Here is a 20,210-nt window from a genome sequence, read left to right on the forward strand (position 1 = left end):
ATCGAGGTCCGCCAGAGGTCCCTCAGCGTGGTTGAGTCATCAATTGTGGGGATTAACACCCTGTGGCCCTTTTGGCTTGGTGGGAAACGACGCACCATGTCCCTCAGGTTCGCCGGGATCCTGGGGAGGACGGCGGACCCGGCAGGGCGACGCCGCAGGCTGAGCGGCGTCGCCCCCACGCTGACATGACACCATCCACCGCACTGAGTCCATCGCCACTGAGTCCACCGGGCACGAACCACCCAGAGGCCCGGACAGCACGGCCCGCACACGGCACTGATAGGGGTTGCGACGAGTGAGTGCGCTCTTCGAGGTGCCCCCGACTCGCGACCAGCCGTGGGCGCGCTCGCTGCGGGCGCGGCTGCGGTCGGGACTCGCGGTCTCCCTGCTGGTCTGCCTGGGCACCACGGTGGCCGGCGGCTGGTACGGCGCCCGCCAGGGGGCCGTCGACGAGGCCACGTCGGTGGTGCTGATCAGCCCGCTGGCCGGCAACCCCTTCAGCCCCGACGGCGCCGGGAGCGACCTGGTCAACCTGGAGACCGAGGCACAGCTCGTCCGCTCCGACACGGTGGCCGACGACGTCATCACCGACCTGGGTCTGGACCTGACGCCCGCCGAGCTGCTGGACGGCATCACCGTCGAGGTGCCGCCCAACACCCAGATCCTGCGCATCACCGCCGCCTCGGAGTCCGCGGACGACGCCCTGGCTCGGTCCCAGGCCGTCGCCGAGTCCTACCTGGAGTTCCGCCAGTCGCGTGCCCGGGCCGCCTCCAGCATCCTCGCCGACCAGGTCGCCGAGCAGGTGGCCGAGGGACAGGCCGACCTGACGAAGAAGACCAGGCAGCTCGGGGGCCAGGACCCCGCCTCCGCCAACGCAGTGCTGCTGCGCCAGCAGGTCATCGACGGGACCACGCAGCTGGGCGAGCTGCGCGCCCAGCTGGCTGCCCTGCAGGCGACCCGCGCCGACCCGGGCGAGGTGGTCACGCCGGCCGCCCTGCCCAAGCCGGGGCCGCTGGGCACGCGCGAGCTGATGGCAGGACTCGGGCTGCTGCTGGGGATCGCCGGCTGCCTGGCCTATGCCGCGGTGCGGGCCCGCCGTGACCCCCGGGTCCGGGCGGTCACCGACCTGGTCGACGTCGGCGTCCCGGTGCTGGGCGAGGTGGTCGCCGACGGCGACGGGGACGACCTGGCCACCGCCGGACTGCGGGCGGCGATCCTGGCCGCCCTGCCGCAGCGCCCCCTCACCCTGGCGGTGGTCGGAGCCGACGAGGAGGTGCGCGTGGCCGAGGGACTGGGCCGCAGCATCGCCCGGGCTCGGCACGAGGTGCTGCTGGTCGACCTGGTCGGCCGGCACGGCGACCGGGAAGGGCTCTCCGACCTGGTGCTGGACCGCGCCGCCGTCGACGACGTGACCCTGCCGGTCACCGCGCACCTGTCCAAGGTCGCCCCCGGCCGCTCGCCCGAGCGGCTGGCCGACCTGCTCGGCTCGCCCGACATGTCGGTGACCATGGAGGACCTGGGCAAGCGGTGCGACGTGGTGCTGCTCGACGCCGGATCCTCCTCCGAGGCGGTCTCCCACGCGGTGGTGCGCCACACCCACGGGGTGCTGCTCGAGGTCCTGGCGGGCCAGACCACCCTGGACGACATCAGCGCGGCCCGCTCCGTGGTCTGGGGCGCCGGGGGCCAGGTCATCGGCCTGGTGCTGGTCCACGGATCGGGCAAGCGCTCCCATGACTGAGACCCCGGCTGAGGTGGACGCCGAGATCGGTGCCGGCAGCGGTCCCGGCAGCGGGGACTCTGCCGCGCGCCACCTGCGCCAGGTGGCGCGCGGCGCGGGGCTGAGCCTGGTGGGCTCGGTCGTCTCGGCGGTGACCACGTTCGGCCTGGTGCTGATCGTCGCCCGCGTCTTCGACAGCCACGTGTCGGGCGTCTTCTTCGCAGCGAGCGCGGTCTTCCTCATCCTGGCCGGCCTGACCGGTCTCGGGGTGGAGGCCGGACTGGCCCGCTTCGCCCAGCGGCTCGAGCACGACGGTGAGGCCGGCGCGCTCCCGGCACTGATGCGCAGCGCGCGCAACGCGGTCATCGGGACCTCGATCGGCACCGCCGTCGTCCTCGCTCTGGCGGCGGACCCCCTGGGCCGGCTCTTCGGCTGGGGGGCGGCCGGTCCCGACCTGCTGCTGCTGGTCGCCGTGGCGCTGCCGTGCGCGGTCCTGGCCGAGTACGCCCAGGCCGGGACCCGCGCCTTCGGGCGGATGCACGAGACCGTCGTGGTGGATCGCATCGGCCGCTCGCTGGCCCAGGTGCTGGCGGTCCTGCTGGCGGGGCTGGCCGACGCCGACGCGGTCGGGCTGCTGGCGGCGTGGCTCGCCTGGTACCCCGTCTCGGCGGTGTGGTCGCTGGTCGCCCTGCGCCGGTTCGTCGCCGACCGGCTCCCGGCCGACCTGGCGCCGCTGCCGGCACCGACGGCGCAGTTCTGGTCGTTCACCTGGCCCCGCGCGCTCTCGGTCTTCGCCCGGCTGGGCATCCAGAAGATCGACATCGTGCTGGTGGCGGCGCTGCTGAGCCCGGTCGACGCCGCGCTGTACGCCGCCGCGACCCGTTTCGTGGCACTGGGGCAGATCGCCACCACGGCGATCACCCAGGTCCTGCAGCCACGGTTCACCACGCTGCTGCTGGAGGGCTCCCACCGCAACCTCACCGTGGTCCACCAGACCGCCACGGCCTGGAACGTGCTGCTGTCCTGGCCGCTCTACCTGGTGGTCGGCTGCGCACCGTCGGCGTACCTGGCGCTCTTCGGCGCCGACTACGACGCGTCGCAGGCGCGCTGGGTGGTGGTGGTGATGACGGCGGTGATGCTCGTCTCGGTCGTGACCGGGCCGGTCGACACGCTGCTGGTGATGGGCGGTCGCAGCGCGACCAGCATGATCAACACCGTGGTGGCGCTGGTCGTCGACCTGACGCTCTGCTTCGCGCTGATCCCGGCCTGGGGGATCACCGGCGCCGCGGTGGCCTGGGGGAGCGCCGTGCTCGTCAAGGCTGCGCTGGCCCTGTTCTACGTCCGTCGCGACCTGGGCGTGGCGAGCGGCGCCCCGGTGGTCTTCCTGGCCTGTGGTCTGTGCCTGCTCACCGTGGCCTTCCCGGTCCTGCTGCTCACCCCGCTCGGGGTGCCCTGGCCGGCGTCCGCCGCGGTGGCAGTCCTCAGCTACTCGGTCGGCGTCGCGCTGCTGCGTCGCCAGCTCCAGCTCGACGTCCTGGGCCGCACCGTGGCACGCAAGCAAGGAGACGAACTCATGGGGGTCAGGAAGTACACCTCGACACTGCGCCGCAGTGCCCCGGACTGGCTGGTGCGCACGCTGCGGTGCGTCGCGTTCGCCTGGGGATGGCTCACCGCCGACTTCAGGATGCAGCCCGACATCGTCGTGGTCGGCGCCCAGCGCTGCGGCACCACCACGCTGTTCCGGATGCTGGAGTCGCACCCGCACCTGGTGCGTCCCACCCAGGACAAGGGCACGGGCTACTTCGACGACAACTTCGCCAAGGGGTCGCGGTGGTACCGCGCGCACTTCCCGCTGAAGCTGACCGGGCGACTGCTCGCCGGTCCCGAGGCCATGGCGTTCGAGTGCAGCGGCTACTACCTCTTCCACCCGCTGGCCGCCGAGCGGCTGGCCGCAGCCCTGCCCCGGGCCCAGGTGGTCGTGCTGGTGCGCGACCCCGTGGAGCGGGCCATGTCGGCGCACCGCCACGAGCTGGCCCGTGGCTTCGAGGAGCTCCCGCTGGACGAGGCGCTCTCCGTGGAGGGCGAGCGTCTCGACGGCGAGGTCGACCGTCTGGTGGGCGATCCCGGCTACCGCAGCTACACCCACCGGCACCACGCCTACCTCGCCCGGGGCGAGTACGGCCGCCAGATCAGCCGGTTCGTGGAGACGATGGGAGCCGAGCGGGTGCACGTGGTGGACGCCGACGCGTTCTTCGACGACCCCGCCCGGGAGTACGCCAAGCTCCAGCGCGGCCTGGGCATCCCGGTCTACCTGCCGGAGCGGGTCGAGCGCTGGAACGCCCGTCCCGGGGGACCGCGTCTGCCCCGGCAGCGGCGCGAGTCCCTGCTCCAGCGCTTCGAGGACTCCGACGCCGAGCTCGAGGCGTTCCTCGGGGGTCCGCCGGCCTGGCGCCGGCAGGACCAGGAGAGCTCCTAGGGCGCGGTCAGCCCACCCAGCGCTCGAGGGTGGTGAGGGACGCCTCGGTCCGCTCCAGGATCAGCTCGCCGCCGGCCGCCCCGGACATCTCCAGGTAGCGGGCGGTGACACCCACCAGGTACGCCGCGGCGACGGCGTACTGCGGGGTCCGCGGGGCGGGCTCGCCGCCTGCCCCGACCAGGGCGGCCCGCATCACCTCCGGGGTGCCGCCCCGGGCCAGCGTCGCGGCGTTGACCGCGTGGTGCAGCCGGTCCATCCCGCGCGGTACGCCGGTCTCGAAGCGCTCCCAGTCCCACACCAGGCTGGTGCCGCGCGGGCCGGGGGCCATGTTCCACGGCGTCCAGTCGCCGTGCCAGGCGCCCACCGGGACCGGAGCCCCGAAGCCGTCGGCGAGCGAGTCCAGCGCCGACTCGAAACGCTGCACGGCTCGCGCGTCCGACGACCGCGCCGCGCGGCGGCGGCAGGTGTCCCACCAGGGCAGCTGCGGCATCTCGGTGGCCGGCTCCTCGAACGCGTCGGCGAGCTCGGCCATCGCCTCCACCGGAGCGCCGCCCCGGGCTCGAAGCGCGGCGGCGGGACCGACGGCGAGGTGCTCCTGGACCAGCACCACCAGGTCGCGCCACTCGCCGACGTGCAGCAGCGCGGGCACCCTCAGGCTCCGGAAGCCCTTGCCGCCCAGCGTCGCCAGGGCGGCGGCCTCGGCACAGACGTCGGAGCGGGAGGTGGGGGAGACCCCGAGCTTGGCGAACCCCACCGATCGACCGTCCGGCCCGAAGAGCTGGAGCACCGGCTTGCGGTTGACCCGCGCGGGACCGATGCCGAGGCTGAAGCTGACCCGCCCCACCCCGAGCACCTCGCCGAGGTGGTCTGCCAGCGACGGCGTCGCGGCCGAAGCGGTCGGGTGGACGCGGATCCGGTCCATCAGCAGCCCGGCGCCTCCCAGCCGCAGCGCGGTCGCCCCGGAGATCCGGGCCGCGATCTCGGTGGAGCGCGCGGCGCTGCTGAAGCGCAGCACCGAGCGCGAGGCCGGTGCTGCCGCGACCGGAAGCAGCAGACGCGGACCGTGCGCGCCTCCCAGCACCGCCAGCTCGGCCACGGCTCGGGGGTCGGGCTGCCGGGCCCTGACCCGCGAGACCTCGGCGCCGGGCCACAGCAGCTCGACGGTGCGCAGCAACGCGGTCATCGACTCGTGCTCACCGGCTCCCTCCCGGGGGGCGCCCGACTGAGCGGTCGCAGCGGTCGGAGCGGTCGGGTCGTGTGGGGTCACCGGGTCATTGTGTCGGCCCGGAGCGGCTGCCGGGGCCAATCACCGCCTGGGGAGGACGGGCGCCTGCTGCTGGGCGGCGGCGAAGGCCGCGATCTTGGCCTGGCTGGCCACCGGGAAGCTGTTGCCACCGCTGTTGAGCGCGGTGTTGAAGTAGGCCATCGCCACGCCCCCGGTCGCCGTCATCTCGGCGTGCGTCCGCGGGATCCAGTCCGGGTCGAGGGCGAAGGACTCATCGGTCTGGCCCGTCTCGGCCAGCGCCCAGGTGGTGTTGTTGGCCTTGGCCCAGCTGCCGAGCTTGTCGAAGTAGTCGCTCTTGATCCGGTCGGGCTTGGTCAGCTTGCTGCCGTCGCTGCGGGTGGTCAGGTGGAAGTTGTAGACGTCGAAGCCGGCCACGTCGATCTTCACGTTGCGGGGCCAGATGTTGTCCAGCTGGTACTCCGCCGGACCGTAGAGCTGGTTCCACCCGGTGGTGATCACCGTGTAGGCGACGTTCGGCGCGGCACTGCGTACCAGCGGTGCCAGACGCTCCTGCATGGCACGCCAGGCGAGGATGTTGCCGTCCTTCTCCGGCTCGTGGTGGAAAGCGACCCACACCGGGCCGTCGAGCGCTGCGAGCTTGTGCGCCAGGTCCAGGGCCCAGGCGTCGCCCTTGCCGGCGGCCATGTCCTCCCAAGACATCGGCATCTTGAAGCTGATCCACGGCAGCCGGCCCGCGGCGATGTCGCTCTTGGAGACCGCCACCGCCTTGTCGACCTGGCTGCCTTGGAAGTAGGTGCGGCGGACGCCGAGCCGGGCGCCGGTGGCGGCCTCCATCGGTGCAGGGTCGGTGTTGGAGCCGTAGGCAGCTCCCATGTAGGAGCCGCAGGAGGGCAGGCCCCGGGTGCTGAAGGTGCAGCCGTTGCTCAAGATCCCGGCCGTGTCATCGGGAACGGCCGTGGGGGTCGCGGTCGGGGTCGGCTTCGGGGTCGGCTTGGGCGTCGGGACGGACCCGGCCCGGCGCCGGATCTTGACGTCGTCCAGCAGGATGCGGTCCTTGCGGGACTGCCGGGCGCGGACCTCGACGGTGAGCACGGAGGTCTCGGAGCTGCGCACGATGTCGACCGAGGCGCGCTTCCAGACCGGGCCCACCTTGATCCGGTCGCCCTCGGTGCTCAGGGTGCGGCCGGTGGCCGGCTCCACCTCCTTCACGACGAGACGGGCCGGAACCACCCCGCGGGGGGAGCGCAGCCAGGCGCTCACGACGTGCTCGCTGCCGACCAGGCGGCGGGCGGAGGCGGTGGCGCGAGCCATCACGCTCCCCGGGCGGCGGGCGTGCAGTCGCACCGCGGCGGAGGAGCCGCGTCCGTTCTTGACCTGGGTCAGCCTCGTCCGGCGGCTGGTGCTCCAGCCCTTGGTCCCGAACTCGAAGGTCTGGTTGTAGACCGTGTCCGCGCCCTCGGCCGGCGCGGCGGCGCTGACGAGGGGAGCCGCCGCGGTCTCGGAGCTGGCCAGTGACGGCGACGCGAGCAGCAGACCGGTGGGCAGGACGAGCATCAGGCCCGTGAAAAGGGCGCGCTCGTACACCGAATGTGGTTTCGTCACTGGGATCCGAACCTTCGTCGAGGGCGGGGCGGCGTTGGTGAGAGGCCACCGCCGACGAGCCGAGGGTGTGAGAAGAGAGACACCTCGGCCTGAAGGAAAAGTACCCCAATATGCGGTACCGCGTCCGGCGAATGTCCCCTAATTGGGGTACGTACTTAGGGCTATTGAAATGGCCCGCAACTGCCCCTCAGGACAGCCGAAAAACGTGTCCACGCAGGTCAGCGCCGTGCTAAATGGCAGACCGGAGGACCGAGCCCACGCGGTCCGTCGATCAGTCGTCTTCGGTCGCTGTCAAGTCCGAGGCGTCAGATGCCTCGGCCGTTCCGGTGCGCGAGGTCCATCAGCCGCTCGGCGGAGACGACCCGCAGCGCCACGGCGGCCGCCAGCCAGGCCCGCAGCTCCCGGGGCCGGGTGCGCATGGTCTGCATGATGGCGGCGCGCGCCCCCGGGCTGCGCATCGCGGCGAGGGCGAACGCGCGCTGGCCCTGGAGACGCCCCAGGGCCTGGGGGTCGGCGTGGAACTCCGGGTGCTTGGCCAGCCAGTAGTCCGTGGCCGCGACGATCGTGGGCCACCGTTGGGAGAACATCGACTGCCCCCACTGCACCCGCACCAGGGGCTGCTCCACGACGGCGAACGAGCCGTGGCGGGCCGCCCGGATGATCCAGTCGTAGTCCTCCCCGTGGCTGCCGGGGATCTCCTCGTCGACCAGGCCGATCGCGCCCAGCAGCGCCTCGCGGCGCACCACCACCGTGGAGGGGTGTGCCGCCATCACCCGGTGCCGCACCAGGTTGGCCAGGGTGAGCTCGTCGCGGGTCGCGACCCGGGAGGTCTGGGAGTCGCGATAGACGACCACGATGCCGGTCACCGAGGTCGGGGCGCCCGTCCGCTCCAGCTCGTGCACCTGCGCGGTGATCTTGGTGGGGAGCCACTCGTCGTCGTCGTCGCAGAAGCTGACCAGCGGGGCGCTGCCGGCCAGCACGCCGCTGTTGCGGGCGCCTGCCAGCCCGGGTGCGCGCGGGTTGTCCAGCGCGGTGACCGGACGCCGTACGTCGTCGCGGGTCACCGAGGGGTCGACGGGGCACTGGTCGAAGACCACCCAGGTGCGCACCACCCCGGCGTAGTCCTGGGCCGCGATGGCCGCCAGGGCACGGGCCAGGAGGTCGGGCCGGTTGCGGGTCGCCACCACGACGTCGACGTCGGGCAGGGTCGCCTCGTGCCCCGGGTGCAGCGGACTCACCGCTTCCTCCGAGGACGTGGCGGCACCAGGGTGGTCAGCACCGCGCCGACCAGCAGCCCCAGCGCGGCTCCGGACATCGTCGGCACCTCGAAGCCGCGCGGGGCCGAGGTCGGTGGGCTCTGGCGGACGACCTCACCCACCTCGCCGCGGTCGCGGCCCAGGTCGGTGATGGCGCCGAGCAGCCTGACGCGGGTCCCGGACGCGGACGCACTGGTGTCCTCAAGGGTCCGCAGCTGCTCGCGCAGCTTGGCGACCAGGTCCTCGCGACGCTGGTCGAGGTAGTCGCGGCGGGCCTGGAAGTAGGCCTCGGTGATCGCGGGCACCAGCGCCGGGATCTCATCGACGTCCGGCCAGGTCAGGTGGAGCACCAGGACGCTGGAGTTCGGCTCGGCGGTGACTGCCAGTCCCTCGCGGAGCTTGGACGGGGTGGTGTCCACCACGACGGCTGCGCTCTCCAAGGTGGTCTCCGACATCAGCAGTGCCGCCTCGGTGTCGACGGTGATCTCCTTCGTCTCGGTCTCGCGGGCGAGCTCGGCGTCCTCCTCCTGGTCGACCTCGGCGTCGAGGTAGACCGGGGCGGGGGTGATGGCCATGAAGACCTTGGACACGTGCCGGGGCGTCGCCGCCAGCACGGCGACGGTCAGCCCGAGCGCGGCGCCCACGATGGTGCCCACCAGGATCGCAGCCATCCCGCGTCGCAGCTCCTGCGTCAGTCGGCGGCCGGTGGTCAGCGCCCGCGGCAGGCCGCGTCCGGACTGCTCGCGCTGCTCCCGCGCGACCAGTCCGATCGCGATCATCAGGATCACCATCGGCAGCCCGAGCGTGTCGTAGATGGGTAGCTGGAGGAGGAAGAAGGCGCCCACGAAGGTGCAGACGGCCTCGTTGATGGAGCGGCAGCGTGCGGACCGGGCGAGCGCGAGCACCACGAACGAGACGAAGAAGACCAGACCGGGCCACCCCTGGGAGAACAGCACCGTCCACAGCTGTCCCTGGGTGCCGAGCGGCGGCACGCCGCAGCCGGGGCAGTCCGGGGTGGCGGCACCGGCGATGGAGGCGAAGCTGCCCTGGACGTCGCGGGTGCTGCCGAATCCCAGCACGGGGGATCCCTCGGTGACCGACTCGGTGGTGAGCACCAGGAGCTCGCCGCGACGGTCGTTGCTGTGCTGGTGGTCGAGCCGGTCGCCGACCAGGGCGCCCAGGGGGGTGGCCAGCACGACCACGGCCGCCAGCGACCCGAGCCCGAGGAAGCCGGCGAGCAGCGCCGGTCGCCCCTTGGTGGCCGCGAGGACGGCCAGGCCGAGCGCCCCCAGCGCCAGGGACCCCCACAGCCCGCGGTTGAGCGAGTAGAGGATGGGCGGCACGGCGGCGACCAGCACCAGCAGGGCGACCAGGTCGCCGCGGACCCGGGACAGGCCGCGCTTGCCCGCCAGCCAGGCCCCCACGAAGACCAGGGACAGCGCCATCACGCTGCCCCAGGTGTTGGTGTAGGCGAACGGCGCCTTGGGCCGGGCGCCGGTGCTTCCCAGCACCGCCTGCAGGTCTGCGACCTGGACGTGGACCAGGGACTGCACGAAGCCGTTGCTCCGCAGCCCTGCCGGCAGCACCATCTCGAAGGGGGTGCGCAGCTCCAGGGTGGGCATCGCCAGCGCCACCAGGCCACCCACCGTGCTGACCGCGAACATCCAGGCCACGCACGCGTGGACCAGCCGGTCGGGGACCTCCCGGCGCGGCATCGTGGTGATCCACACCACGAAGACGGTGCACGCGACGTACCAGGACAGGCGGAAGCCGAAGATGACCAGGCGCGAGGCGCCTCCTCCGGGCACGGCGCCCGGGGCGTCGACCCAGAGCATGGTCACGCCCAGGACGACCCAGGCCAGGAAGAGCAGCCACCACCCGAACCCGCGGGGCAGGTGGACCTCCGGTCGCCGGGAGAGCTGGACGACCATCACGAGGGCCACCAGCAGGGGCACCGCCTCGCCCAGGCCCAGCACCCACCACAGCGGCCAGCCGACCAGCATCGCGACCAGCGGCCAGCCGGGCCCGAACCGGTCGCGGTGGCGCGACCGCGGGGTCGCCGGGCCGGGCTGCCCGGGCTGCCCGGGCCGGTCGTACGCCGTCGGGGCGGCCGCTGAGTGCCCCGTCGGGGCCGCGGCGGGAGGCGCTCCGGGAGGCGCTCCGGGAGGCGACGCGACTCCCCCCAGCTGCGCCATGCCCCCAATGATGTCCTGAGGTGGCGGACAAGCGTCATCAATTGAGGGGAAATAAGGGGTGCGGGCTGCTGAGGACGGTCATTTCGGCCCTAGATTCCCCTCTGACCACCGACTCGGGGGGACGGTCGTGGATGCGTCGCGTGCTGCGACGGATCGTGTCGTTGCTGTTGCATGTCAGACCTTGGGCGGGAAATTGAACATCAGAGTTGGCCGACGTCTCGCGATCCTCGGCATCGCCGCAGTGACCGGTCTCATCGGGCTTCCGCCGGCGACAGCGGTGGTCCAGCCCGGCGGACAGCTGGTCGGTGACGTCGCCGCCTCCCGGACGCCGCACGTGCTGGACGGCGAGGTCTTCTCCGTCGCCCAGGTCGCTGGCCGGATGGTGCTCGGCGGCAACTTCACCAAGGCCCGCAACGACGGTGCCACCGCCGAGCTGGCACGGCAGAACCTGCTCGCCTTCGACGCGACCACCGGACAGCTCAGCACCTCGTTCGTGCCGCAGCCCGACGGGGTCGTCAACGTGGTCATCCCCGCGCCCGACGGGGAGTCGGTCTTCGTCGGCGGCAAGTTCACCTCCATCGGTGGCCAGGCGCGCAAGAACCTGGCGCAGGTGCGGATCTCCGACGGCGCGGTGCTGCCCTTCGACGCGGGCAAGATCTCCGGTCAGGTCAAGGACCTGCGGCTCGCCAACGGGCGGCTCTGGCTGGCGGGACAGTTCACCCACGTGGCGGGCCACAACCAGGTGGCGCTGGCCACGGTGGACGCCCGCAGCGGCGCGTTCCTGCCGTTCATGAACCTGACCGTGGGCGGGATCCACAGCGGGGGCAACACCCAGGTGATCAAGATCGACGTCACCTCGGCGGGGGACCGGCTGGTGGCCGTGGGCAACTTCGACACCCTCCAGGGCGTCGTCCGGCACCAGCTCTTCCAGCTCGACATCAGCGGTGACGCGGCCCGCGAGACCACCTTCAACACGCGGTTCTTCAACTCCGCGTGCGCGACCGGCTTCGACACCTACATGCGCGACGTCGACTACTCCCCGGACGGGCGCTTCTTCGTGGTCAGCACCACCGGCGGCTACGGCGGACCGGAGTCGGCGTGCGACATGACCGCCCGCTTCGAGACCTACGCGACCGGCCCCACGGCCCCGCCCTCCTGGGTCAACTACACCGGCGGGGACACGACGTACGGGGTGGAGATCACCGACTCGGTGGTGTACGTCGGCGGCCACTTCCGCTGGCAGAACAACCCCAACGGCAAGGACGCCGGCGCCGCAGGGTCCGTGGCTCGGGCCGGGATCGCGGCCCTCGACCCCTCGAACGGCCTGCCCTACTCCTGGAACCCGGGGCGCACCCGGGGGATCGGGGTCTTCGACTTCCTGGTGACCCCCACGGGCCTGTGGGTGACCTCGGACACCGACCGGATCGGCTCCGGTGCCACCCAGTACAAGGGCCGGGTGGCCCGCCTGCCCGCCGGCGGCACGACGTTCCCGGCGATCCGCTCCGGCGAGCTGCCGAACGACGTCTACACGGTGGGGAGCACCGCGGTCACCGCGCGCAGCTATCGCGGCGGTGTGGCAGGAGCAGCGCGGGCGGTCCCCGGGCTCTCGGCCAGCACCGTCAACGGCGCCTTCATGATCAACGGCTGGCTCTACGTCGCCCAGTCCGACGGCAAGCTGACCCGCCGCACCTTCGACGGCACCACCTTCGGGCCGGCGGTGCAGGTCAACACCGGTGACCAGATCCGGGCCGACACGACCTGGAGCGACGACATCCGCAACACCACGGGGATGTTCTACGAGAACGGCCGCATCTACTTCACCCGCAGCGGCACCAACGAGCTCCGGTACCGCTACTTCACTCCGGAGAGCGGCGTCGTGGGGGGCAAGCGGATGGTGGCCTCGGGCAACGTCACGGGCCTCAGCTTCTCCTCCGTCCGGGGGATGTTCTTCGCCGACGGCAAGCTCTACTGGTCGGACACCGCGGGCGCGCTGCGCAGCATCGACTGGCGGGACAACGGTCCCGCCGGCGCCCCGGTGGCCGGCACGGCCGCGCTGGTCTCCGGCCCGACGGTGGACCGGGTGAGCTGGAGCGGTCGCGAGCTGTTCCTCTTCCAGGACAGCCAGGGTCGAGGTGCCGCGATGGCCCCGGAGGCCTCGTTCACCAACGCGTGCACCAGCCTGCGGTGCGACTTCGACGGCACCTCCACCGTCACCCCCGGTGGGTCGGTGACCTCGTGGGCCTGGGACTTCGGCGACGGCAGCACCGGCACCGGGGCGACGCCGTCCCACGCCTACGCCGCAGCCGGCTCCTACACCGTCCGGCTGACGGTCACCAGCAGTCGCGGCGACACCTCGACCACCACCAAGAGCATCCAGGTGACCCGGGTCAACCAGCGGCCGACGGCAGTGTTCACCGTGTCCTGCCAGGGGATGGCCTGCAGCTTCGACGGCGGCGGCTCGAGCGACCCCGACGGGGCTCTCACCCACGCGTGGAACTTCGGTGACGGCGCCTACGGCTCCGGCGCCACGCCCACCCACGTGTATGCCAGCGAGGGCACCCGGCCCGTCACCTTGACCGTGACGGACACCGACGGGGTCGCCGTGTCGGTGACCCACGACGTGACGGCGACGCTGCAGCGGGTGGACTTCGTGGGCGCAGCTGCCGCGAACGCGAACGCCGGGAAGCACCGCGTGACCGTCCCGGCCGCGGTGCGCGAGGGCGACCTGCTGGTGCTCCACCTGGCGCTGAACACCGACGTCCCGATCACCGACCCGGCCGGCTGGAGCCTGCTGGAGAGCCACACCGACGGGGGCCTGGTCGCACGCTCGTACTCCAAGCGGGCGGCGGCGAGCGATGCGGACAGCACGGTCCTGGTCGCGCTCGGCGCGGCCGCCAAGGGCGACCTGTCGGTCGTCGCCTATCGCGGTACGGGCGGACGCAGGGCCGTCGTGGCCGACCACAAGGGCGTCATCGACACCACCCGCGGCGACCAGCACGTCTCGCCCCGGGTGACCGTGCCGACCGGTGGCGGCTGGGTGTCGACCTACTGGGCGCTGAAGACCTCCGTGGAGGCCTCCTGGAGCGGCATCGGCGGTCAGGTGGCCAGGGCGAGCTCTTCCGGTGGCGGGGGTGGGCGAGTAGTCGCTACGGTGTCTGACTCCGGCGGTCCGGTCTCGGCAGGTCCGGCGGGTGGGCTGACCGGCTCGACGACCGTCGAGCTGGCACGGTCGATCATGTTCTCGACTGTCATCGGTCTGGAGTGAGTCGAGGGAGGAGACGGATGGCAGACGCATCGGGGCGACTGTCGAGCAGGGCGGCCACAACCGTCGGCGCCTTCATTCTGCTCGTCCTGAGCCCCGTGCTGAGCGGCTGCACCGCAGCCGGTGAGACCGCATCGGCGGGTGCCCTGCCCGGCCCTCGCGGGGAGCTCGTGCTGGAGTTCGACGAGGGCCTCTCACCTGAGGGCGCCACCCTGACCGCTCCGCAGAACTCGGGCACCGCCAAGCTCAGAGTCAAGGTGAGGACCGTGGGCAAGGGCCGACTGGAGAAGGTGGCGGGTCGTTCCGGGTACGCCGCCCGTACCCCGGCCTTCTCGCCCAAGGGCCCGGTGGCGGCCGCGGCGATCATGGTCCGACCGCGCAGCGAGGACACCCTGGCACCGGGAGACCGTGCCCTCCGGTGGGGCGCCGACGTGCAGCTGGACGCCAAGGGCGGGACCTCGGCGACCGACGACGGGGCGAACGTGATCCAGCGCGGCCTGTACCGCGACGCCTCACAGGTCAAGCTCCAGCTGGACCAGGGCGTTCCCTCCTGCCGGGTGAAGGGCAGCGAGGGCGCGGCCGTGGTCCGGGCCGGTCGGCCGCTCGTCCCGGGAGTGTGGACGCGCGTGCACTGCCAGCTGCGGCACGGCCGGCTCACCCTCTCGATGAGCGCACCCGGGCAGGCACGACCGGAGTCCTGGCACACCGCCGCGCCCGTCGGCACGGTGTCGTTCCGCAGGTCGGTGCCGGTGGGTATCGCTGCCAAGGTCGACGGGCGGGGTCGGATCGAGGCCGCCCAGAGCGACCAGTTCAACGGCGCGCTGGACAACATCTTCTGGGACGTCTCGTGAACACCGACCGCGGACCAGGCGCGAGATGAACGCGGAGCGGGCGGCCCCCAAGGTCATCGTCATCGCCGAGGGACACCTCGTGGGCGAGGCCATCGAGGTGGCGCTGTCCGCTCGCTCCTTCGAGATCGAGAGCATCCATTGCCCCCGCAGCCGCCAGGAGCTGATGGAGGTGCGCCGGGAGATCTCGCGCTTCCGTGCCGGGGTCGGTCTGGTGGTCGCAGAGATCGACGACCTGGCTCAGTGGCGGGACGCCCTGGCGCTGGTGGAGTCCATCCGGATGCGCTGGCTGATCGTCACCGGCTCGCGCGATCCCGCCCGGTGGGGGGCGCTGATCGCCGCCGGGTGCCAGGGCATCGTGCCGATGTCGGCCGGGCTCGACGTGCTGACCCAGGCGCTGCTCGCGGTCTCCCGAGGAGGCCTCGGCATGTCCCCGACGGCCCGGGAGCAGGTGCTGGCCGAGTGGGAGCGGCTGGGCAGCTCCAAGCGCTCGCTGATCCTGCGGATCTCGGCGCTCTCACCGCGGGAGTGGGAGGTGCTGGAGAAGCTCAAGGAAGGGCTCTCCATCAAGACCATCGCCGAGAGCGGCGGGGTCAGCGAGGGCACGGTGCGCAGCCAGGTCCGGGCCATCCGCCAGAAGCTCAACGTCAAGTCCCAGCTGGCTGCCGTGGCGGCGTACCAGCAGGCCACGGAGCTCAACCTGACGCACACGGGCTAGCTGGGCGGGTCGGGCAGGCACCCGCGGCCCGATCCCACGGCACGCAGGCCGGCGAGATCGCCCGCTCCCAGCCGGTGGTTCTCCGAGGTGGCGACGCTGTGCATGAGCTGGTTCGGCCCGGTCGCGTGCCCGAGCCCCACGACGTGCAGCAGCTCGTGCAGCATCACCTGCCCCCAGGTCGGGGTCCCGGTCAGGCGGAACCCCGGACGCAGGCGTGCCTCGGAGTCCAGCACCATGCGACCGCGCACCAGCTGGTGGTCCACGTCCGCGCTGCCCGGAGGCAACGGCACCGCGCTGGCGCCTCCGTAGCCGGCGACGTTGCCGGCCAGGCGCACGTCCTGCGCCTCGGTGGACCAGCTGATGTCGAGCTGCTCGCCCACAGTGCCCTGGTAGGCGAAGGTCAGTCCGGTGCGACTCGCCACGCCCGCGAGAGCGGTCGTCACGTCCAGCAGGGCACCGGGATAGGCACCCGTCTCGTCGTACCCCCAGCCGATGGGTGTGCACGGGTCCCACCTCGCGCTCGAGGCGCCCAGCAGGTAGCTCCAGTCGCTGGATGAGCCCGGCGCCGGCTGGGTCGGGTCCGTGGGGTCGTAGCCGGTCTGGGGGTCCACGGTGGGGGTCTCGACCACCGGGGTCTCGCCTGTGCCGGAGGCTGCCACGACGCTGACCCGCAGTCTGCGGGTGGCGACCCGCAGCCGTGGGGCGGAGACCTGGACCCGGAGCAGGAGGGTGGTGCCCACGTCGCCCGCGAAGGCCCGCAGCCGGAAAAGCCCGGCCCGGGTCGACCGCTTGCGGGCGAGCTCCTGCCAGCCGCCGGGTCCGCGCAGGGCGAGCCGGACCGTGCGCGACCGGGGGGCGCTGCGGATCTGCCCGGAGATGACGATGGTCCCGCCGGTGCCCACCTGCGCTGGCGCGCGGAGCTCGATGCCGGGACCGGCCCGAGGGGATGGGACCCGCATGCCGTCGGAGACCAGCTCGACCTCGCCCCGGGAGCCGCGGGGGTGGGCCGGCTGGTCCGGTGCGGAGCCCAGGGTGGCGCCCGTCGCCGCGAGGACGAGAGCCAGCGCGGTCACCAGGAACGGGGCGGTCCGCCCGGTCCGGGCCGGCGAGCGGGACGACATCGCCGGGCTCCTTCGCTGCAGGTGGCGGGACGAGCCCGTGTGCGACCAAGGTAGGCCACATCGCGGCCCCCCGCAGCCGGTCGCGGACTCACGCCGTCCGGTCCCGGTCCCGGGTCGATCACCGTCGAGCAGGGGACGACCGGCTCGACGGGGCCGCCGGACGGCTCATCGATGCCGCCGGACGGCTCATCAATATCGGGGTTCTTTCCGGCGTTCGCAGCCGTTGACCCGCCGTTCCAAGCGTGAACCAGCCGGAGGCCGCCGCCGTTGTCCACAGGCGAGGTGGACGCCCCCGATGGCGGTGCTCGCGTCCCACTAGCGTTTCGGCGTCGAAGTGCCGACTCGGGAGGACCGCTCATGGTGGGGACGTCTGCGGCATCGAAGCGGGGCCACGTGCCGGGCGCTCTGGTGGCCCCGCACGACGTCATCGAGCTGCTCGACGGTCAGCTCCGGCTCGCGGTCCGGCAGGAGGGAGTCGATCCCCAGCGGGACGTCGAGGTGGTGCGTGGGCTCGCGGAACGGCTGGTCCGTGAGCACGACGAGCGGTCCCTGACGGGAGTGGTGGCGCCGGTCGCCGAGCCCGACGCCCTGGTGGGCGAGCTGGTGGCGCGGGTGGCCGGGTTCGGTCCGCTGCAGCAGTTCCTCGACGACCCGGACGTGGAGGAGATCTGGATCAACGACCCGAGCCGGGTGTTCGTGGCCAGGCACGGGCGACACGAGCTCACCAACCTCGTGCTGACGCGGACCCAGGTCACCGAGCTGGTCGAGCGCATGCTCAAGTCGAGCGGGCGCCGGATCGACCTCAGCATGCCGTTCGTGGACGCCATGCTGCCGCAGGGGCATCGGTTGCACGTGGTGCTGGAGGGCATCAGCCGAGGGTTCACCGCGGTCAACATCCGCAAGTTCCGGCTGGAGGCGGCACGGCTGGGGGAGCTCGTCGAGCTGGGCAGCCTGACCCCGTCGGCCGCAGCGTTCCTCGAGGCCTCGGTGCGCGCGGGTCTCAACGTGCTGGTGGCAGGCGGGACCCAGGCAGGCAAGACCACCCTGCTCAACTGCCTGGCCGCCGCCATCCCAGGTGGGGAGCGGGTGATCACGGCCGAGGAGGTCTTCGAGCTCAGGTTCCCCCACCCGGACTGGGTGCCGATGCAGACCCGGCAGGCCGGGCTGGAGGGCACCGGTGAGATCCGGCTCCGGGACCTGGTCAAGGAGGCGCTGCGGATGCGGCCCTCGCGGGTGATCGTGGGGGAGGTGCGGGCGGCCGAGTGCCTGGACCTGCTGCTCGCCCTCAACTCCGGCCTGCCCGGGATGTGCACGCTGCACGCCAACTCTGCTCGCGAGGCGCTGGTCAAGATGTGCACCTTGCCGCTGCTGGCCGGGGAGAACATCTCGGGACGGTTCGTCGTACCGACGGTGGCCAGCTCTGTCGACCTCGTGGTGCACCTGGGAATCGACGTGCGTGGGGTGCGCCGGGTCAACGAGATCGTGGCCGTGCCCGGCCGGGTGGAGAACGACGTCATCGAGATCGAGCCGGTCTTCGAGCGCCGGGGCGGCGAGCTGCGGTGGACCGGTGGGATGCCGCACCGGATCGAGCGGTTCGAGCGCATCGGCGTCGACGTCCACGAGATCCTGCAGGGCGCCACCCGAACGACCCGGTCGTCCCGGGTCGCCAGCCCGTCCGGAGCCCTGTGATGGGCGCGTTGCTGGGACTCGGGTTCGGGGTCGGGGCGATGCTGATCTGGTCCGCGTTCTTCCTGCCTCGCCGCCCCCGGGCCCGAGTCCGGGGTGCCGGCCGGCTGGAGCAGCTGCTCGCCCGAGCCGGGATGGGTCAGACCTCGGTCGCGAGCCTGCTGACCCTGTGCCTGGTCCTTTCCTTCTGCGTGCTGGTGCTCGTCCAGATCCTCTCCCGTGCGCTGCCCGTCGCGGTGGCCTTCGCCGCGATGGCGGCGTACCTGCCGCTGGCCGTGCTCGCCGGCCGTGGCCGCCGTCGCCAGCGCGAGTTCGCCGAGGTCTGGCCGGAGGCGGTGGACAACCTGGCCTCGGCGGTGCGGGCTGGGCTCTCCCTCCCCGACGGGCTGGCAGCCCTGGCGACGTCGGGGCCCGAGCCGCTGCGCGAGACCTTCGCGCAGTTCGCCCTGGACTACCAGGTGACGGGACGGTTCGGCGAGTCCCTGGACCGGCTCAAGGAGCGCCTGGCAGACCCGGTGGGGGACCGGATGGTGGAGGGGTTGCGCATCGCGCGCGAGGTCGGTGGGGGAGACCTCGGGCGTCTGCTGCGCAACCTCTCCACCTACCTCCGCGAGGAGGCCCGGACCCGTTCCGAGCTAGAGGCCCGGCAGGCCTGGACCGTCAACGGTGCCCGTCTCGCGGTCGCGGCCCCCTGGGTGGTCCTGCTGATGATGTCCGCCCAGACCGAGCTGATCGGCCGTTATGCGACTCCGTCCGGTGCGCTGGTGCTGGCCATCGGCGCCGGGCTCTGCTGCGGCGCCTACGCCGTGATGATGCGGATCGGTCGGCTGCCCGTGGAGCGGCGGATCCTGTCATGAGCCCGACCTTCACGGGTGCCCTCCTGGGCCTGCTGGCCGCCGGTGGCCTGCTGCTCGCGGCCTCCCGGATCACCTCTATCCGTCGTGCCCAGCTCTCCGTGCGGGTCTTGCCCTACGTCCGCGACCTGCCGCAGGCGGGACCTGCTGCGACCCTGCGCCCCGCCCCGTCCTCGCCGATGTCGGTGGCTGGCGGGGTCTTCGGTCCGAGCCTGCGACGGGCGGCGACGCTGGTCGAGCGCGTGCTGGGCGGCGCCCCGTCCGTACGGCGGCGGCTGGAGCGGGCCGACCTGGACAAGACGGTGCACGAGTTCCGGATCTCCCAGGTCATGTGGGGCGTGATGGCCTTCGCGGCCGTCGCGGCGTGGCAGGTGCTGCGGGCGCTCTCCGGCCCGTCGAGCCCGGTGCTCGCCCTGCTCACCTGTCTGCTCGCCGGTGCCGCAGGCGTGCTGGCGCGGGATCAGTGGCTGAGCCACCAGGCCACGTCCCGGGAGCGGGAGATCCTCGCGGAGTTCCCGATCATCGCCGAGCTGCTGGCCCTCGCCGTGGCCTCGGGGGAGAGCCCGGTGTCCGCGCTGGACCGGGTCGTGAAGCGCAGCACCGGTGCGCTCTCCGGCGACCTGGCCCGGGTGCTCGCGGGGATCCGGACCGGGGAGCCGGTGGCGCTGGCGTTCCACGGCCTGTCGGTGCGCACCGGCCTGCCGATCGTCGCCCGGTTCGCCGACGGTGTGGCGGTCGCGATCGACCGGGGCACCCCGCTGGCCGACGTGCTGCATGCCCAGGCGGCCGACGTACGCGAAGCGGGGCGCCGCGAGCTGATCGAGAGCGCGGCGCGCCGTGAGGTCTTCATGCTCGTGCCGGTGGTCTTCCTGGTGCTCCCGGTGACCGTGCTCTTCGCCTTCTACCCGGGCCTGGTCGGGCTGCGGCTGACCACCCCGTGAAGAGGCGGTCCGTGACGACCCACGACTGCAGACCCCTGATGCCGGACCGACTCGCACACAGACCACGACAGCACGACCAACGGGAGAAGACACATGGACCAGATGACCCTGCTGATGCTGCGCCTGACGGCGTCCCTGCGCGACCGAGTCCGTGACGAGCGTGGCGATGTGCCCGGCTGGGTGCTCATCGTGGTGATGACCGCCGGGATCGTCACCGTCATCGGCTCCCTCGCCAAGACCGAGCTGCAGGAGATGCTGCGTACCGCACTGACGAGTGTCAAGGGCTGA

14 protein-coding genes are annotated in these 20,210 nt (G+C 72.5%); 9 read left to right on the forward strand and 5 right to left on the reverse strand.

The features are described from left to right. Window positions 1–295: 295 nt before the first annotated feature. A complete protein-coding gene (locus C0R66_RS05165; protein WP_101523796.1) occupies window positions 296–1,738 on the forward strand; it encodes a hypothetical protein in 1,443 nt (480 codons plus the stop codon). Beyond that, window positions 1,731–4,193: an oligosaccharide flippase family protein gene (locus tag C0R66_RS05170; RefSeq protein WP_101523797.1), complete on the forward strand. Its 2,463-nt coding sequence runs from the start codon at window positions 1,731–1,733 to the stop codon at window positions 4,191–4,193. The genes C0R66_RS05165 and C0R66_RS05170 overlap by 8 nt, the downstream gene beginning before the upstream one ends. Before the next feature lie 7 nt (window positions 4,194–4,200). Here C0R66_RS05170 and C0R66_RS05175 read toward each other — a convergent pair whose 3' ends face one another. From C0R66_RS05175 to C0R66_RS05190, 4 genes are all read right to left on the reverse strand, one after another. Continuing rightward, entirely contained in the window at window positions 4,201–5,460 is a 1,260-nt protein-coding gene (locus C0R66_RS05175) for a hypothetical protein (RefSeq protein ID WP_101523798.1), read from the reverse strand. Window positions 5,461–5,499: 39 nt separating this feature from the next. Next, window positions 5,500–7,041 carry a hypothetical protein gene (locus tag C0R66_RS05180; RefSeq protein WP_158647902.1) on the reverse strand — a complete coding sequence of 514 codons (1,542 nt, stop codon included), beginning with the start codon at window positions 7,039–7,041 and terminating at the stop codon, window positions 5,500–5,502. A gap of 305 nt (window positions 7,042–7,346) precedes the next feature. Then, window positions 7,347–8,279 carry a glycosyltransferase family 2 protein gene (locus C0R66_RS05185; RefSeq protein ID WP_101523800.1) on the reverse strand — a complete coding sequence of 311 codons (933 nt, stop codon included), beginning with the start codon at window positions 8,277–8,279 and terminating at the stop codon, window positions 7,347–7,349. Then, window positions 8,276–10,492 carry a hypothetical protein gene (locus C0R66_RS05190; protein WP_158647903.1) on the reverse strand — a complete coding sequence of 739 codons (2,217 nt, stop codon included), beginning with the start codon at window positions 10,490–10,492 and terminating at the stop codon, window positions 8,276–8,278. The genes C0R66_RS05185 and C0R66_RS05190 overlap by 4 nt, the downstream gene beginning before the upstream one ends. 193 nt (window positions 10,493–10,685) lie before the next feature. Here C0R66_RS05190 and C0R66_RS05195 point away from each other — a divergent pair, with 193 nt between their 5' ends. From C0R66_RS05195 to C0R66_RS05205, 3 genes are read left to right on the forward strand one after another with little or no spacing between them, the layout of a single operon-like run. Further along, entirely contained in the window at window positions 10,686–13,757 is a 3,072-nt protein-coding gene (locus tag C0R66_RS05195; RefSeq protein WP_158647904.1) for a PKD domain-containing protein, read from the forward strand. A 17-nt stretch (window positions 13,758–13,774) separates the two neighbouring features. Beyond that, window positions 13,775–14,605, forward strand: coding sequence for a hypothetical protein (locus C0R66_RS05200; RefSeq protein WP_101523803.1), 831 nt, complete (start codon window positions 13,775–13,777; stop codon window positions 14,603–14,605). 25 nt (window positions 14,606–14,630) lie between these two features. Continuing rightward, window positions 14,631–15,320, forward strand: a complete 690-nt coding sequence (locus C0R66_RS05205; protein WP_101523804.1) for a response regulator transcription factor — start codon at window positions 14,631–14,633, stop codon at window positions 15,318–15,320. Here C0R66_RS05205 and C0R66_RS05210 read toward each other — a convergent pair. After that, window positions 15,317–16,441, reverse strand: a complete 1,125-nt coding sequence (locus C0R66_RS05210; protein ID WP_101523805.1) for a matrixin family metalloprotease — start codon at window positions 16,439–16,441, stop codon at window positions 15,317–15,319. The two genes, C0R66_RS05205 and C0R66_RS05210, sit on opposite strands and share 4 nt — an antisense overlap. Before the next feature lie 357 nt (window positions 16,442–16,798). Between C0R66_RS05210 and C0R66_RS05215 the strand changes: the two genes are divergently transcribed. The 4 genes from C0R66_RS05215 (at window position 16,799) to C0R66_RS05230 (ending at window position 20,210) form a co-directional block, all read left to right on the forward strand. After that, on the forward strand, window positions 16,799–18,130 hold the full coding sequence (locus C0R66_RS05215; RefSeq protein ID WP_101523806.1) for a TadA family conjugal transfer-associated ATPase: 1,332 nt from the start codon (window positions 16,799–16,801) through the stop codon (window positions 18,128–18,130). Further along, the gene (locus tag C0R66_RS05220; protein WP_101523807.1) at window positions 18,130–18,984 is read left to right on the forward strand and encodes a type II secretion system F family protein; all 855 of its coding nucleotides are present in this window, start codon (window positions 18,130–18,132) and stop codon (window positions 18,982–18,984) included. The genes C0R66_RS05215 and C0R66_RS05220 overlap by 1 nt, the downstream gene beginning before the upstream one ends. Continuing rightward, window positions 18,981–19,922, forward strand: coding sequence for a type II secretion system F family protein (locus C0R66_RS05225; protein WP_101523808.1), 942 nt, complete (start codon window positions 18,981–18,983; stop codon window positions 19,920–19,922). Before C0R66_RS05220 ends, C0R66_RS05225 begins: the two co-directional genes overlap by 4 nt. 93 nt (window positions 19,923–20,015) lie before the next feature. After that, window positions 20,016–20,210, forward strand: coding sequence for a hypothetical protein (locus C0R66_RS05230; RefSeq protein WP_338418211.1), 195 nt, complete (start codon window positions 20,016–20,018; stop codon window positions 20,208–20,210).

The sequence above is a fragment of the Nocardioides houyundeii genome, from assembly GCF_002865585.1.
In the GTDB taxonomy this organism is placed as follows: domain Bacteria; phylum Actinomycetota; class Actinomycetes; order Propionibacteriales; family Nocardioidaceae; genus Nocardioides; species Nocardioides houyundeii.